At 57.9% G+C, this 14,192-nt stretch carries 14 protein-coding genes; 6 read left to right on the forward strand and 8 right to left on the reverse strand.

Annotated features, from left to right (window positions below; genetic code table 11):
- Positions 1–123: 123 nt before the first annotated feature.
- From NOM67_RS07885 to queF, 3 genes are all read right to left on the reverse strand, one after another.
- On the reverse strand, positions 124–1,740 hold the full coding sequence (locus NOM67_RS07885; protein WP_201909578.1) for a diguanylate cyclase: 1,617 nt from the start codon (positions 1,738–1,740) through the stop codon (positions 124–126).
- Between the two features lie 88 nt (positions 1,741–1,828).
- Positions 1,829–4,102 (reverse strand): hypothetical protein, encoded by a 2,274-nt coding sequence (locus NOM67_RS07890; RefSeq protein ID WP_203977286.1) that lies wholly within the window; start codon positions 4,100–4,102, stop codon positions 1,829–1,831.
- A gap of 135 nt (positions 4,103–4,237) precedes the next feature.
- Entirely contained in the window at positions 4,238–5,086 is an 849-nt protein-coding gene (gene queF, locus NOM67_RS07895) for an NADPH-dependent 7-cyano-7-deazaguanine reductase QueF (protein ID WP_203977284.1), read from the reverse strand.
- A gap of 182 nt (positions 5,087–5,268) precedes the next feature.
- On the opposite strand from queF, the gene syd reads away from it, so the two are divergent.
- A complete protein-coding gene (gene syd / locus NOM67_RS07900) occupies positions 5,269–5,817 on the forward strand; it encodes a SecY-interacting protein (protein WP_033114237.1) in 549 nt (182 codons plus the stop codon).
- 128 nt (positions 5,818–5,945) lie between these two features.
- Here the strand turns inward: syd and NOM67_RS07905 are convergent, their stop codons facing one another.
- The 5 genes from NOM67_RS07905 to NOM67_RS07925 all read right to left on the reverse strand — a co-directional run bounded on the left by NOM67_RS07905 (position 5,946) and on the right by NOM67_RS07925 (position 9,154).
- On the reverse strand, positions 5,946–6,731 hold the full coding sequence (locus tag NOM67_RS07905; protein ID WP_255935618.1) for a Zn-ribbon-containing protein: 786 nt from the start codon (positions 6,729–6,731) through the stop codon (positions 5,946–5,948).
- Positions 6,732–6,734: 3 nt separating this feature from the next.
- On the reverse strand, positions 6,735–7,031 hold the full coding sequence (locus NOM67_RS07910; protein WP_255935619.1) for a DNA-binding protein: 297 nt from the start codon (positions 7,029–7,031) through the stop codon (positions 6,735–6,737).
- Positions 7,032–7,125: 94 nt separating this feature from the next.
- Positions 7,126–7,362 (reverse strand): DUF2789 family protein, encoded by a 237-nt coding sequence (locus tag NOM67_RS07915; protein ID WP_043849317.1) that lies wholly within the window; start codon positions 7,360–7,362, stop codon positions 7,126–7,128.
- A gap of 341 nt (positions 7,363–7,703) precedes the next feature.
- Positions 7,704–8,003, reverse strand: coding sequence for a DUF3301 domain-containing protein (locus NOM67_RS07920; protein ID WP_041208068.1), 300 nt, complete (start codon positions 8,001–8,003; stop codon positions 7,704–7,706).
- A gap of 110 nt (positions 8,004–8,113) precedes the next feature.
- Positions 8,114–9,154: a DUF3549 family protein gene (locus tag NOM67_RS07925; protein WP_255935622.1), complete on the reverse strand. Its 1,041-nt coding sequence runs from the start codon at positions 9,152–9,154 to the stop codon at positions 8,114–8,116.
- A 259-nt stretch (positions 9,155–9,413) separates the two neighbouring features.
- Here NOM67_RS07925 and NOM67_RS07930 point away from each other — a divergent pair, with 259 nt between their 5' ends.
- From NOM67_RS07930 to NOM67_RS07950, 5 genes are all read left to right on the forward strand, one after another.
- A complete protein-coding gene (locus NOM67_RS07930) occupies positions 9,414–9,749 on the forward strand; it encodes a YqcC family protein (protein ID WP_033113715.1) in 336 nt (111 codons plus the stop codon).
- Positions 9,746–10,519 (forward strand): tRNA pseudouridine(65) synthase TruC, encoded by a 774-nt coding sequence (gene truC, locus NOM67_RS07935; protein ID WP_041208070.1) that lies wholly within the window; start codon positions 9,746–9,748, stop codon positions 10,517–10,519. Before NOM67_RS07930 ends, truC begins: the two co-directional genes overlap by 4 nt.
- 77 nt (positions 10,520–10,596) lie before the next feature.
- The gene (locus NOM67_RS07940) at positions 10,597–11,031 is read left to right on the forward strand and encodes a flavodoxin domain-containing protein (protein WP_255935628.1); all 435 of its coding nucleotides are present in this window, start codon (positions 10,597–10,599) and stop codon (positions 11,029–11,031) included.
- Positions 11,032–11,557: 526 nt separating this feature from the next.
- Positions 11,558–12,889, forward strand: a complete 1,332-nt coding sequence (locus NOM67_RS07945; protein ID WP_156852357.1) for a maltoporin — start codon at positions 11,558–11,560, stop codon at positions 12,887–12,889.
- A 91-nt stretch (positions 12,890–12,980) separates the two neighbouring features.
- On the forward strand, positions 12,981–13,952 hold the full coding sequence (locus NOM67_RS07950; RefSeq protein WP_198037932.1) for a MalM family protein: 972 nt from the start codon (positions 12,981–12,983) through the stop codon (positions 13,950–13,952).
- Positions 13,953–14,192 lie beyond the last annotated feature (240 nt).

Consider the following 14,192-nt stretch of genomic DNA (forward strand, 5'->3'; position numbering starts at 1 on the left):
GTTGTGCTTTTCCCTGGGGAGAAAAGGGGATGCCTTCTTGCATCCCCTGACTTCGATAGTAGTGGTAACAGAGGGGGGAGGGAAATAGGGGGGACGACTGTTCGCTGTTTTTTTGACCGCTCGTCAGGCCAGAGTCACTTGATCCCGACCGGTATGCTTGGAGTGGTAGAGTGCCTTGTCCGCCCGCTCGAACACATCGGACGGGTTGTCCCCCTCCTTGAACAGGGTGGCACCGATGGAGATGGTGATCTCCACCTTGGCATCCCGAAAGCGGAACGGAATGCTCTTGATGGTCTGGCGCAATGTTTCAAGGGGCTTCTGGAACTTGTCCGGATTGATGTTGGGCAGCAGCACCACAAACTCCTCGCCGCCGAAACGGGCGATGAAGTCGGTGTCACGCAGTGCGCTTTGCAGCGCCTTGGCAACCACTTTCAGCGCCTTGTCGCCCGCCATATGACCGTAGTTGTCATTGATGTTCTTGAAGTGATCGATGTCGATAATGGCCATGCAGAGTGGCGTGCGATAGCGAAGCCAACGTTTGTACTCCTGCTCCAGCCGTTCGTCGAGGGCAGCCCGGTTGTGCACCTGGGTCAGGCTGTCGAGGAACAGCTTGTGCTTCTGGATGGTGAGCCGCTTCTTGTACTCGGCGGTCTCCTCCTTCATCAACCTGAGCTTGGACTCCATGGTGGAGAGGCGTGTGAGCAGATGGCGCTCCCTTGCAGCTGTGTTTTCGCGCTCCTGAAGCAGCTGGTTGATGGCGCCCATATGGCCGGAAATCGCCTCTTTAAGCGCATCGAGAGTGTTGTGGCTGGCCAGCGTCTGATCGATGGCCTGCAACTCGTTCACCAGTGCCTCGCGGGTCTCTTTGGTCTCGTTGTGCAGAGCGCGCCCTTCATCCAGCGACTCGGTAAAACCGACGTGAACGGCGGAAAGGCTTTCGTTGAGGGTGCTCAGGAAGGCGCGGGAGGCTTTGCGCTCCTCACGGGTGCCCTCGATGATGAGTTCGATCACCTGCAGGCTGGTTTCGGCCAACAGAGCGGGGTTGATCCCGATCAGCAGCTGGCGGCGAATGTCACTCAGGCTCTCTCCGATGGAACCGGCAAAATCGAGCTCGGTGATAAGGCGCTGCAACTCGTCGGCAAGACGGACATGCTCTTTGAGATCGAAGGCATCGTTTTCTGTTTGGGGCTCGCTGGGGTTCGCTTCACTCTCGGCTGCGGGTTGCTCCGGATTGACCTGCAGGGGTTGGCTTGGCAGCAGCTGGATCTTGATGGCCTGCTGGTAGAACTCCAGCAGCCGGATCACCTTCTTCTGATGGTCGGCAATGCCGTAACCGGCGGGACTGGCCAAAAACTCCTTGAGGGATTTGCGGGTCTCTTCCGGAAAGCCTTTGATGGTTTTGAGCTGCCTGGAGCCCAGATCGATAGCAGCCTGGGTCAGGGTCATCGACTCTTCGATGGCATTGCTGTGCTGCTGCAGCAGTTTTTCGATCGCCAGCAGATCGGCGTCAAGGGCGGTGAAAGCGGGATTATTATCCAGTTTTTGCTTGAGTTTGGCGAAGCGGTTGTCCAGCTCACGGTCGAAGCCACGGCAGGAGAGCATCAGCTTGTTGATAAACTGAATGCCGCGGGCACGCTCGGCATCGGAGAATGAGAGTACTCCGTCGAGCTCCAGCTGTTTCTGCTGAAGGGATTCCCTTAGCCTTGCCAATTGTCCTGCTACGGCAGCGATATCATTCATTATCAGGTCGCCCTGTTGTCATTATTGTTTTTCGTGTCAGATAGCAACAGTGACCGAACCCGTGATCGAGCCTCGTCTGTTATCTATTTTACGGTTGTGGGCCGGTGTCTTGCTTCCTTGCAAGCTGGAGCCAATTAACCCATTGCTTTTCATGAGAAGAATTGACTTTTACCAGTCCCTTGTCAATTGCCATCAGGGCGCATTGCCACACATCCCCATTAAAAAATGCTGCCTGTTGGCAATCGATGGCGGCGAGCTCCAGCCAGACGTTTTGCTGGTGTTTTTCACTGAGCTGAATGGCTCCCGACAGGGCGAGATAACAGAGGTCAAACAAGCCATGGTGATCGAGTGCGGTCGCCGCCTTCGGCAGGAAGGGGTGGCTGACGATGCCAAGGCTGACCCGGCGATCGATAGGGTAATCGCAGGGGAAGGCGGCGATGGCGATCAGCAGATCGCCGGCCAGCTGGTGTAGATTGGCCACATGCCGCTGCGGCACCACATAGAGCAGGTGCCCTTCGCGCAAATCGTAGATGCGGCCATCCTGCGGAGTCAGTGTCTCGATATAGGCGCCAAAGGCCTGTTCAATCTCGCTGCTGGCCTGATAGCCGTGCTGTTCCCGCACATTGAGCAGGAAGGGAACCCGAAACAGCAAATAGTGCAGCTTGTCGTCAAATTCGCTGGTGGGCTCTTCGCTCAGATACCAGCGCTCCGATTTGAGCTGGCGTTTGGCCATCTCCCGCGGCCAGCGGTTCATCAGACGCTGCCAGTTGGCCAGTCCCGAGCGGGGCTCGATTAGCAGGGCTTCACCGGTGCGCTTGGCCTGCAGACGGGCGGTGCGCAGCTTGAGCCAGAGGGTAAAGAAGAGATAGATAAAAAGGGCGAGCAGCAGGCTGGTGGTGATGCTCGACCAGAGATAGCGCTCCTGCTGGTGCTGACTCTGGCCTAGCTGCTGCTCCAGCTCCTTGATGTGCTGCACCCGTTCGACGTGGACATAGTTGTCGCGGATCGCCGCCTGCTCCTGGGCGATCTCCTGCTGTCGCACCTCCTCACCCAGTCGGTGGAAGCGCTTGTAGCTGTCCAGCGCCTGGCGCAGGAATCCTTTCTGTTCGTAGGCCAGCGAGAGCAGACGGAACACTTCGTACTGGCGGCGGGTATCGCCAATCTGGTCGGCCAGTGCCCGGGCATTCTCCAGCTGCAGGATGGCGATGGCGGCCTCCTGCTTTTTCAGATAGAGCTCGCCGAGCAGCAGCAGGGTATCGATCAGCGGCTCTTTGGCATCGTTCAGCTCATGGGACTGGCGTGCCGCATTGAGGTAGTTGCTGGCCAGCGAGAGGTTGCCGCTTTGCAGGTAGGTCTTGCCAATCTCGTACTTGAGCAGGGAGGACTGTGGCCGGTTGCTCCCTTCATCGATGAGGTCGAGGGCATTGAAGAAGTAGACCAGCGCCAGATTGAGGTCTCCCTGATCCCGGTTGAGGCGCGCCAGCACGATGAGCGAGTCGCATAGCAGGGAAGGATTGCCGATGGAGTGGAAGTAGTTGGCCGCTTCATTGGCATACTGGAGCGCTTTCTGGGGCTCCTGCTCCTGCTGGTAGAGCTTGACGATCTGGTTGGAGAGCAGGCCGAGGAAGAGTGGATCGTTGAGGTTTCTCGCCTGCTGCTGGGCATCGATATATTCGCCAAGGGCCAGCTGGGGTTGCTGCAGGGCACGATAGAGGTCGCCACTGATGGCGCTGACCCAGGCGCTGGCCAGCGGATAGCCCGCTTTCGCTGCCCAGTTGCGTGCCTCGGCCAGATGCACCTTGGCATCTTCGAGCTGCTGATTGTCGATGTCATAGCTGGTATGCAGCAGCCGGCTATAGATCTGCAGCTGGCTCTGCTTGAGATTGGGGGCTGTCAGCTGCTCCTCAAGCTCGCTGAGCAAGGGGCGACTGCTGCTCTGGTGGTCAGGCTTGAGCAGCTGGCTGCGGATCTTGAGATAGAGGCCGTGTGCCTTGAGCTCTGGCAGATTCTCCTTGTCTGCCAGAACCATCGCCTTGTCGAGCGCCTGCTGGGTAGCCTGATACTGGCCCAGCTGCAACAGGCACTCCCCCTTGAGCAGATAGGCGCCGACGGACTGGGCGATGGTGCTGTAGTTCAGGATTGGCTCGCGATAGCCGAACTCCTGCCGGTTGCTGATGATCTGCTGGGGATTGTTGGCTGCGCGCGTCAGGAAGGCGGAGGTGATCTGGACGCATCTGGCGGGATCGGTCTGAACCAGCGACTGAGCCTGCTGGAGGTCGACAGAGAGCTGCTCCTTGTCCAGATCCAGATTCGGAGCGGACAGGGAGGACATCATCATGGCCAGAAAAAACAGTTGATTCATTGGATTAAGGACGGCACAGGGGTGAGGGCATGTTATCCAACGCCCCCCTGTGCGTCCAGAGTTTACTCATGCTTCACCTGCAGATAAGAAGAGGGCGTCCAACCGACGCCCTCTCATTTCTATTATCCGCCCGCTTTACTGACGGATCAGCCGCAGATTGGCGGGTACCGCCTCGAAATCGGAGCGGAACGGGTTGATGTCGAGGCCGCCGCGACGGGTATAGCGGGCATAGACGGTGAGCAGCTCCGGCTGGCAGTAGTGCTTGAGGTCGATGAAGATGCGCTCGATGCACTGCTCGTGGAACTCGTTGTGCTGGCGAAACGAGATGAGGTAGCGCAGCAGCTTCTCCCGATCGAGTTTCGGCCCCTTGTAGCGGATCACCACAGAGCCCCAGTCCGGCTGGCTGGTGACCAGACAGTTGGACTTGAGCAGGTGGCTGTGCAGGGTCTCCTCGACCAGCTCGCTGCTGGCGGCGCCCTGCAGCAGGTCGGCATCAAACTCGTAGTGGTCGACCTCGATATCCAGCTCGTCGATGCACTCGCCGGGCAGGGTGGCGATCTGGTGCGGGGCGCGATCGAGCGGGAACAGGGTCACCTTGACCGGCTCGCCGGCGCAAGCGCCGAGATCTTGCTCCAGCATGGCCGCTACCGCATCGATGGAGTCGCAACGGGTCTGGTTGAAGGAGTTGAGGTAGAGCTTGAACGATTTGGACTCGATAAGATTCGGGCTGGTGGCCGGAATGGTCACTTCGCCCACGGCCACCATCGGCTTGCCCTTGCTGTTGAGCCAGGAGAGCTCATAGAGCGTCCAGACATCGCAACCGGTAAAGGGGAGGTCGTCACCGAGTTTCAGATCATCCCGGTTCAGGCTGCGGGGAACCGGTTGCAGCAGGGAGGGGGTGTACTGGCTGATGTAGTCGGATTGCTGACCCAGACTCAAGCCCTTGAGGGCGCTGGCGCCGGCGTATCTATCTTGTTTGCTCACAGGTTTGCTCACCTAATGTGTTCATCATGATTGGGAGGAAGCGGGCCATTGCATGGCCAGAGCGTGCTCGCAGCCTTGCCAGCGGGGATAACCCCGAGATGCAACGGGGCGCTGGCAACCTTGTCTGTCACCCGGTTTGATGGTGCAATAGCGGACTTTGCCAGCAATTGTGGGGATTTTCGATGTCGGATCAAGTTTTGTCTGCCCTGAAGCACTTTTTTACCCGCTGGCAGCGTGACGGCGAGGCCAGACGAGGCTTGCCCCTGTGTCAGTGGGAGTCGGAGTGGCGCTCCCCCTGTCAGCTTGGCGAACCGGTCGACGGCCAGATCAGCTGGCGCCCCCATCTGCGCAGCGAGCCCGGCGATTTCACCGCCATGAACGAGGCGCTGGAGCTGCAGCTTCATCCTGCGGCGACCACCCTGTTTGGCCACTGGTTCAGCCGACCTGTCCCCTGCCTCTTCAAGGGGCTGCGCCTTGAGCTGATCCTGCCGTGGAACGAGGCGGATCTCGACCTGCTCAAGGAGAACCTCATCGGCCACCTGCTGATGCTGCGCAAGCTCAAGCGCACCCCCTCCATCTTCCTTGCCACCACCCGCAACGAGATGACCCTCATCTCCCTTGATAACGAGAGCGGTCAGGTGTGGCTGGAGTGGCTCGACTCAGGCCGCCGGCTGCCGCTGGCTCCCTCGTTGCCGGCGTTTCTGGAGCGGCTGGAGACCCTGCCGCAATAGCGCCTGTTCGAGCTAATGTCGCTTGGCGGAACAGATCTCGAAACGAAATGCCGAAACGAATATCGCAACTAAAAAGAGCCTTGCCACGCGGCAAGGCTCTTTTTTATGGGGTCACGGGCAGGTCACGCTTAATCCTTGAAATCCCAGGAGAGGTTGGAGACCAGCCGGCAGCTGTCGCACTTGAAGTCGAAGATCTCGTGCAGTGGCGCTGCCAGCGCCCACTCGCCGCCACAGCTTGGGCAGGGGCGCGCCTTCTCCTCGGCCGCGCTCACGCCGCCCACCCGGTAGAGATAGTAGTAGGTGGGGATGCCGGTCAGCACCTCCAGCCGCTTGGCGAGATCACTACCACGCCGGTAGAGACGACTGCCCACCTCGCCAATCTCGTGCAGCGCCGCATGTTCGGCGATGGAGCCGTTCATCTGCAGCTGGTCGCACGCCTCCCAATCCTCCTGCCACTTGATGATCTGTTTGTGATCGCCGTTGGCGACGGCCGGCACCTGATAGAGCGGGATGGGGGCGAAGTGGTCGCCGCAGCGCAGTGGCGAGCAGGTGTGCAGGAAGCTGGTGTAGAGCATCATCCAGCAGGGGCGCTCGCCCTGCTGGCCGCAAGGATCTGTGCTGTCGGAGAGCAGATCCGCCCCCTGCAGATGGAGTTTCGGCGCCAGCAGCCCCGCCTGATTGAGCTGCTGCTCGGCCAGCTTGACCTGCTCGCTCTGGTTGTCCGGGTGGAGGCTGTCCTGCTCCGGGCAGACCACCCGGCTGACGAAATAGCCCTCGTGCATGCTGGTGGGAAACTCGCGGCCGAGGATCTGGCCCTGATAGCGCAGCATGTCCAGATAGTTGATGATGGCCCGCTCGGCTTCACCGAGGGAGGTGTCGCGATAGCACTCAAAGCAGAGTTCGACGATATACATGGCTCAGTTTTTCCCCTGCTGGATGAGCAGGTCGGTCAGCCGATCCACTTTGCGCTCAAGACGATTGAGCTGTTCGGCAAGCTGCAACAGGGTGGGCTCGGCAACGGGGGCAGGGGCTTGCTGCTCCTGGCTGGCCGCTTCCGGGGCACCTGCGGGCTGCTGTTTCCACTGGCTCAGCACCTTCAGCAGCTCGGCCATGGCAACCGGCTGGCTCAGGCGAGCCTTGATCATGGCGGTAGTCGGGGGGATCCCCTTGGCGGCCAGTTCGTTGGCGATACGGATGATCTCGTGGGCGGACATAAGCGTGCTCTGCTGAATGGATGGATAGGGGGGCCGAAGTGGCTGGTCGGGGCAGGATCTTAACCAAAGCCCGCAGGGGATAAAAGGGGAGGGCTCAGCGGGGCTGGCGCAGCATCAGGTCGAGCTGGTCGATCGCCTCGCACCAGTCGGAGTCGTGCCACAGGGCATCGCGCAGAAAGCTGGCCTGAGCGGCGCTCCAGAACTGCGCTTCCGGCAGCAGGGTCTCGTTGTCGAGATGATGCTCGTGGACGAAGCGATAGAGGCTCAGCTCGTCGTTGGCCATGCCGAGCTGGGCGAACAGGGCGGGCAAATCGTGGTGCAGGGGGTCCATCTCGTCTCTCCCTTGGCTAATCCCTGAGATTATAGACAGGCGAATTTCTTCCCCCGCTGCATGTCGGGGGTTCATTCACATGGCGGAGGGGGCATTGCGCCGCTGATGACGAGGGTTGGAGAGGCGGGAGATGGCCCGGCTTGGCCGCTATAAACGAAATTTATGGGTTTTAGGAAAATGACTCAGCTTCAGCTTATACCGAAGAGAGCGCGCAGCTGGCAGCATTCCCCATACCGTTTGTGCTCATCAAAGGCATTCGCCCGATCTCTGTCATATGGCTTGCCGGCCCCGCCCCGGATGGGGAGGGGGATAAGCAGGCCGGGTAATGAAGCAAGGGGATGTCAAACCGTGGGAATGCGATGGGGCGGCAGCTCGACGCCGATAACGTGCAGGCCCTGCATCTTGAGGGTGCCCTGATAGTGGCTCTCGCCATCGCTGGAGAACTCGAACTGGTAGTGGGTGAGCAGCCTGAGCGGCTTGCCGGCCACTTCACGGCGGCTGCGGGCCAGCGACAGCAGTTGCAGGTCGTGGTGCTGGCAGTAGCGGCGCATATATTGCCACGCCAGTTCGGCCTGACGGCGTTGCAGCCAGAACGCGCCGGCTATCGCCATCAGCGCCAGAATTCCGAGCATCTCTCCCATAGGCAGCTTCCTTGTTGTCGGATCATTGTCAGAGTCGGCTGTCAGCCAGATAGCGGGAGCCTGTGGTCAGACCCCCTTGTTTCCCAAACCGTGGCCAATGGGCCTGCAGATCAGGCAGAGGCAAACAGGCGGCCAATCGCCTTGCCCAGCTCCTCGCTGCGCTCCGGGTCACGCAGTCTGGCCAGCATATCATTGCGCAGGGCCGGTAAAGTGACGAGCTCGGCAAAAACCTGATTGAAGAACTGGGTCGGTTGCAGGGCGAGCTGTTCCAGATAGTCGCCGAGCAGTCTGGCATCCTGCAGATCGGGCCAGAGTCGGCCTGCGACGGCGAGCAGCAGCGCCGGGCTCGGCTGGGTTTGCAGCAGGGTCAGCAGCTTGTTGGTGCGCAGCGCGCTGCCGGGGCAGGAGGCCATGGCGCGGCAGAGGTAGGCCAGAGTCTCCGGGTTGGGCGCGGCACACTCCTGCTCCTTGCCGATCCGCTCGAGCAGGGCGCCTTGCACGGCCGGTGGCAAGGGGGCGCTCTCCAGACTCTGGCAGAGGGCGTAGAGCGGCTCTTGCGGCAACTTGGGCAGCGCCTTGCAGACCAGCGCCAGATTGCGCTCATCATGCAGCCGCTCCGCCAGATCGGCAAAACCCTGCAGCCCCAGCGTCTGCCAGCCGGTGTCGTTGGGGGCTGCCAGATAGTGGCAGAGCGCTTCGTAATAGGCAGACGGGGCCTGCTCCAGCTGGCGTGCCAGCTTGGCGTGCAGGCTCGCCATCTTGGCTTCGGCCGGGCGGAAGGTGTAGGGGTTGTCAGCCAGTCGCTTGGCTTTCTCCTCGTCGAGCTCGCCGGTCAGCTTGTAGCCCAGCGTCTCCACCACCTGATCCATGAAGTGCTTGGGGCCGCTCGAGATGAGCAGGCCGCGCTCGTCGAGGGCAAACTTGAGGAACCAGAGGTAGTGGCGCGACTCGCTCGGTTGGAAAAAGTGAACGCCGAGCCAGGCGTGCTGCTGCAGCGGCCAGGGGTAGGGCTCCTGCTGCTGTTCGATGCGCACAAAGGTGTCGCTGGCCAGCGGCTGCACCTGGCGGCCCATGTCAAACAGCTGGAACTGGGTGCCAGCCTGGGTCAGAAAGTCGGTCAGAGTATTGATGGCGGTCGGCGTCGCAGACATGGAGAGCTCCGGCTTGAATATGATGCGGGCCGATTATAAGGCCATGGCCACGGATAGCCAGCGTTGGCTCCGGCCCTGATGGCGAGTCTGCGGCGGGATCTCTGCATGGCAGCCGCTCGGGAGGAGGTGTATAGTATCGCCCTTTTTTACGGGCGGTTGGCTGCGAAGGCTGCCGCTCTGGCTGGCGTCTTGTTGTTGCCTTGCTCGGCAAGCGCGCGGCCATCCCGGATCAACCTGTGGTGATGAGGAAGTGCACGATATGAATCAATATTTGCTGGTCGCCGGCTTGCTGGGGGAACTCACGGCCGAGCTGCAGCGTCTCGAGCGCTGGCAGGCGGAGCATCCGGGCGAGGAGGCACTGGCCAGTACCCTGCCTTTTTGTGTCGATACCCTGAGCTTTGACCAGTGGTTGCAGTTCGTGCTGATCCCGCGCATGGAGCAACTGGTGGTGATGCAGGCGCCGTTGCCGAGCAGCGTCTCCCTCTACCCCATGGCCAGCGAAGTCTATAAAGAGGAGCTGGCCGAGGTGGAGGCCTTGCTGCGGCTGATCGCCCGCTTCGACCTGCTGCTCTCCGGCAAAGTGGTCGAGCAATGATGGACGAGCAGAGTAAAGAAGAGAAAGCGCTGCAGCTCACCCTGCTCTATCAGGATGAGTGGCTGGTGGCGGTCAACAAGCCCTCCGGCCTGTTGGTGCATCGCAGCTGGCTCGACAAGGCCGAGACCCGCTTTGCCATGCAGATGACCCGGGATCTGATCGGCGGTCGCCATGTCTATCCGGTTCATCGTCTCGACCGGCCCACTTCCGGGGTGCTGCTGTTTGCCCTCGATCCGGCGGTGGCTCGTACCCTGACCGAGGCGTTTGCCAACCGTCAGGTGCACAAGGAGTATCTGGCGCTGGTGCGCGGCTGGGCGCCCGAGCAGGGGGTGATCGACTACCCCCTCAAGGAGCAGCTGGACAAGATTGCCGACGCCATGAGCGACCCGGATCGTCCGGCGCAGGAGGCGGTCACCACCTTCCGCCGGCTGCATCGGGTCGAGCTGCCCCATGCGGTCTCCAAGAAACACCCCACCAGTCGCTACAGTCTGGTCAGATTGTTCCCGAAAACCGGCCGCAAGCATCAGCTGCGCCGCCATATGGATCATCTGTTCCATCCGATTGTGGGCGACACCACCCACGGCGATGGCCGCCATAACCGCTTCTTCCGCGAGCACTATGGCTGCGAGCGCCTGCTGCTGGTGGCCCGCACCCTGAGCTTTACCCACCCGATCCTCAAGGTGCCGATGCGGATCCAGGCGCCGCTTGGCCAGGATGTGCTGCGCCTGTTTGCCGAGTTGGGCTGGCCTGCCAGCGAGAGTGACTACTGATCCGCATCAGGTTGCATCTGGCGCCAGCTTGTCGATAAAGTGACTCATCATCCGACTGAAATGGCAGGGAGCAGGTGATGGCACAGATCGATATCGTGGTAGGGAGCGTCTATGGTGCAGCCATGCTGGTGGCCGAGACGCTGGCAGATGAGCTGGCACGGCAAGGGCACAAGACAGCGCTTTATGAAGAGGCACGGCTGGAGGATATCGACCTCGGCCGTTTTTTATTGCTGGTCAGCGCCACCACGGGGCTGGGGGATATTCCCCCCAATCTGCAGCCCTTTGCCACCGATCTGGCTGAGCGCGCCCCCTGGCTCAAGGGGTTGCGGTACGCTCTGGTCGCCATGGGGGACAGCAGCTACGACCATTTTTGCGGCGCTGGCCGTCGGCTGGATAGTCAGTTGCAGGAGCTGGGGGCAACAGCGGTTGTCCCGCGCCTTGAACTGGATGCGACCCTGCACGATGAGCCGGAGCGGGTCGCTCTGGCCTGGCTAAAAAGCTGGCATATATAGTCGCAAAATTACGCTGTAATTTGCTTCATATAAGTCCCCTGCCCGGTTCGGCAGGGGATTATTATTTGTGCGCCATTCTCCCCATACCCATCAAATATCCGCACTGACAATAACGACATATTTCTCACTGACACCGTTTTCTTGTTTGTGCTGTTCCAAAAGGCAGCAAGACATATCAGGCAAATAAAAGTTCAATCATGAAAGCGATTTCAGTCATGTTTTTGCCAATGAGTGATCAAATATTCACTTTCATCTCGTCGCGAATTAATCAATGAGAGCGGTTTCAGGTTGATCTTGATCGCTTCATTTTTGACTTGATTGGTTAGTTATTGCTTTTTATTTGGGTTTTTTGCGTCATTGGTGTGAGGCGACCGTTTGCCGAGCGATTTGTCGCCATTTTGTGAGTCGGTTCATATTTGTCGCGATATGTGCTCCCTATAATCGACCTCGGTTATCACCAGCAGGATTGCCCGGTGATAAATATTCAGGATCACACTCCTCACAGCGGGAAATAAGGAATATGACAATGAAAATGAAGTGGCTCCCGATTGCTGCAGCTGTTACTGCCGCCCTGGCTTCCCAAGCCGCCTTTGCCGTAGATTTCCACGGTTACTTCCGTTCCGGTGTTGGTGTTTCCAGTGATGGTGACATGCAGACTTGGAGCAAACAAAAGGTAGGCCGTTTGGGTAACGAAGACGATACCTATGGTGAAGTGCAGCTTGGCCAAGAAGTATTTAACAAGGATGGCAAGACTTTCTACGTTGATTCTATGGTCGCCATGACTTCAAATGGTTCCAACGATTGGGAAGGTACTGGCACAGTATGTAACTTCGATGAAAAACAATGCAGTAACGATTCCGAGTTCGCTCTGCGCCAGTTCAACGTTCAGGCCAAGGGGCTGCTGGGCTTTGCTCCGGAAGCCACTCTTTGGGCAGGTAAACGTTACTATCAACGTCACGACATTCACATCTCAGATTTCTACTACTGGAACATTTCCGGTGCTGGTGCCGGTATCGAAGGCATCCAGGCCGGCCCGGGCAAAGTATCCTTTGCTTGGATCCGCAATGATCGCGGCTGGGATGGTAAGGATGGCTGGACCAAATTCAGCAGTATGGATGTAAACACCCTTGATCTGCGTTATGCAGGTATTCCGTTGTGGCAAGATGCCTCTCTGGAAATGGGTGTTGATTACGCAATCGTTAATCCAACCGATGCCCAGAAGAGCTCTTCCAATAGCCAGTATAAAAATGCCAAAGATGGCGTAATGCTGACTGCTGAAATGACCCAAGGTGTTCTGGGTGGCTTCAACAAGACCGTGCTGCAGTACGGTACTGAAGGTTACGCCAAGACAATGGCCTTCTACGGTGATGGTTCCTGGTATGGTGCTGAAGCCAAAGATGGGGCTGATGGTTTCCGTATCATCAACCACGGTGTCATCCCGATGGGTAACTCCTGGGAGATGGGTCACCAGCTGGTCTACGGTGTAGGTAACGACATGTGGGTCGGCAACGACAAGTATGAAGCCATGTCCGCTGTTGTTCGCCCCATGTTCAAATGGGATGATTTCAACAAGACAATCTTTGAGGGCGGTTATTTCAAAGACAATAATAAGTCTACCAGTGGCACGACGGCTAAAGATTCTGGTTACAAGCTGACACTGGCTCAAGCATGGTCTGCTGGTTCCAGCTTCTGGGCTCGACCGGAGATTCGTGTATTTGCTACCTACTTGAAACAAGACAAGACATCAGACAAATTCGATGCAACAAGCGTTAATGTTGGTCAGGATAAGTATGCGTTCGATGGTGGTCTGTCTAAAGATACTTGGAACTTTGGTGTTCAGGCAGAAGCTTGGTGGTAAACCGTAGTTTCAGTTAAGTTAGTGACTGCCCCCGTATGGGGGCAGTTTTGTTTCGCCGTGTGACGGCAACCGGGTTATGGAGATAAGAAGAATGAAACTGGTAAAGATATCTATCACAGCAGTGGTTACTGCGCTGCTGGCTGGTTGTGCCGGTAGCATGGTTGTACCCGTGCAAGAGCATGCATCCATCCTGAGTAATGCCGAACAGGCCAAACAGGCTCTTTCAATGGTGAGCAGCTGTTGCAATGGGTTCAAAGATTTCAATTATGTAGCTTTGCCCGAAGGCGATACTCTGCTGACCATCGATGGCAAGCAACCCACTTTTCAGTTTGATGAGGGGATGAGCTACTTCGCAGCTTATCGCCTGCCGGCCAACACTGGCAATTTGGCTATCAATATTGCGTCCCAAGTAGGTAAGACAGTGCTGATCCCGCAAGTCATCATGCTGGATGCCCAGTTCAAGGTGACTCGTGTGCTGGGCGATTCGGTATTCACTTATCAGCCAGCACACCTGCTGGATAATGATCGGGTGGAGGGCAAGCTTTTTGTTGATCGCAGTATGCCGGGTAACCCTGCGGCAGAAACCTACATGATTATTTATGCACCAGCCAGCAAATTGGCCGATAGTACAACCATACTGCACCCTTCTAAAGCGTTTGCCCGAGCGAATGGCTCGGTCGAGCCGGATATCAAGGATCCTGTGATCCCTCATTCCCCATGGGGTCTTGTACAGATCAAGGTTGTGGATATGGCCAAAGGCCAGGGACTGGAGGCAGTATTCAAGCCTGAATATGCAGACAAGGTTGCGATGGGTAAAGGCGCACCAGCGGTGACCTCTGCTGTTGCTGCTGGTAGTGTCACGGCAGCTGTGGTGGCAGCACCAGCCACACCTGCTCCTGCCATGCTGAGTGAAACCGAAGCCTTCTATCAATCCCAGATCGAGAAGGCGGTGAAAGCGGGCGATATCGACAAGGCTATGCAGCTGGTCAATGAAGCCGAACGTGCCGGTTCGACCAAAGCGAAACAGGTATTTGTCGATGCGGTGAAGCGCTCGCAAAAATAAGCTCAAGCAAATTTGAGTGATCACTATATTTATTAAGGCCTCCCTTGTTGGAGGCCTTTTTAATCGGTAGACTGTAATAATAGAGAACAAGCTTGTTACACTGGGTTACACATTGTTTCTGAATGAATTGTTTTGAATGATAAAAATACAAAGTGAAACTGTAGTTTATATTTAAGTGTAATAGAGTGACTGTGCAGAATTGCATTCTAAAAATATGTACAATTCTCCCTCCAGAACAAG

It is taken from the genome of Aeromonas sp. SG16 (genome assembly GCF_024436135.1).
GTDB lineage: Bacteria > Pseudomonadota > Gammaproteobacteria > Enterobacterales > Aeromonadaceae > Aeromonas > Aeromonas jandaei.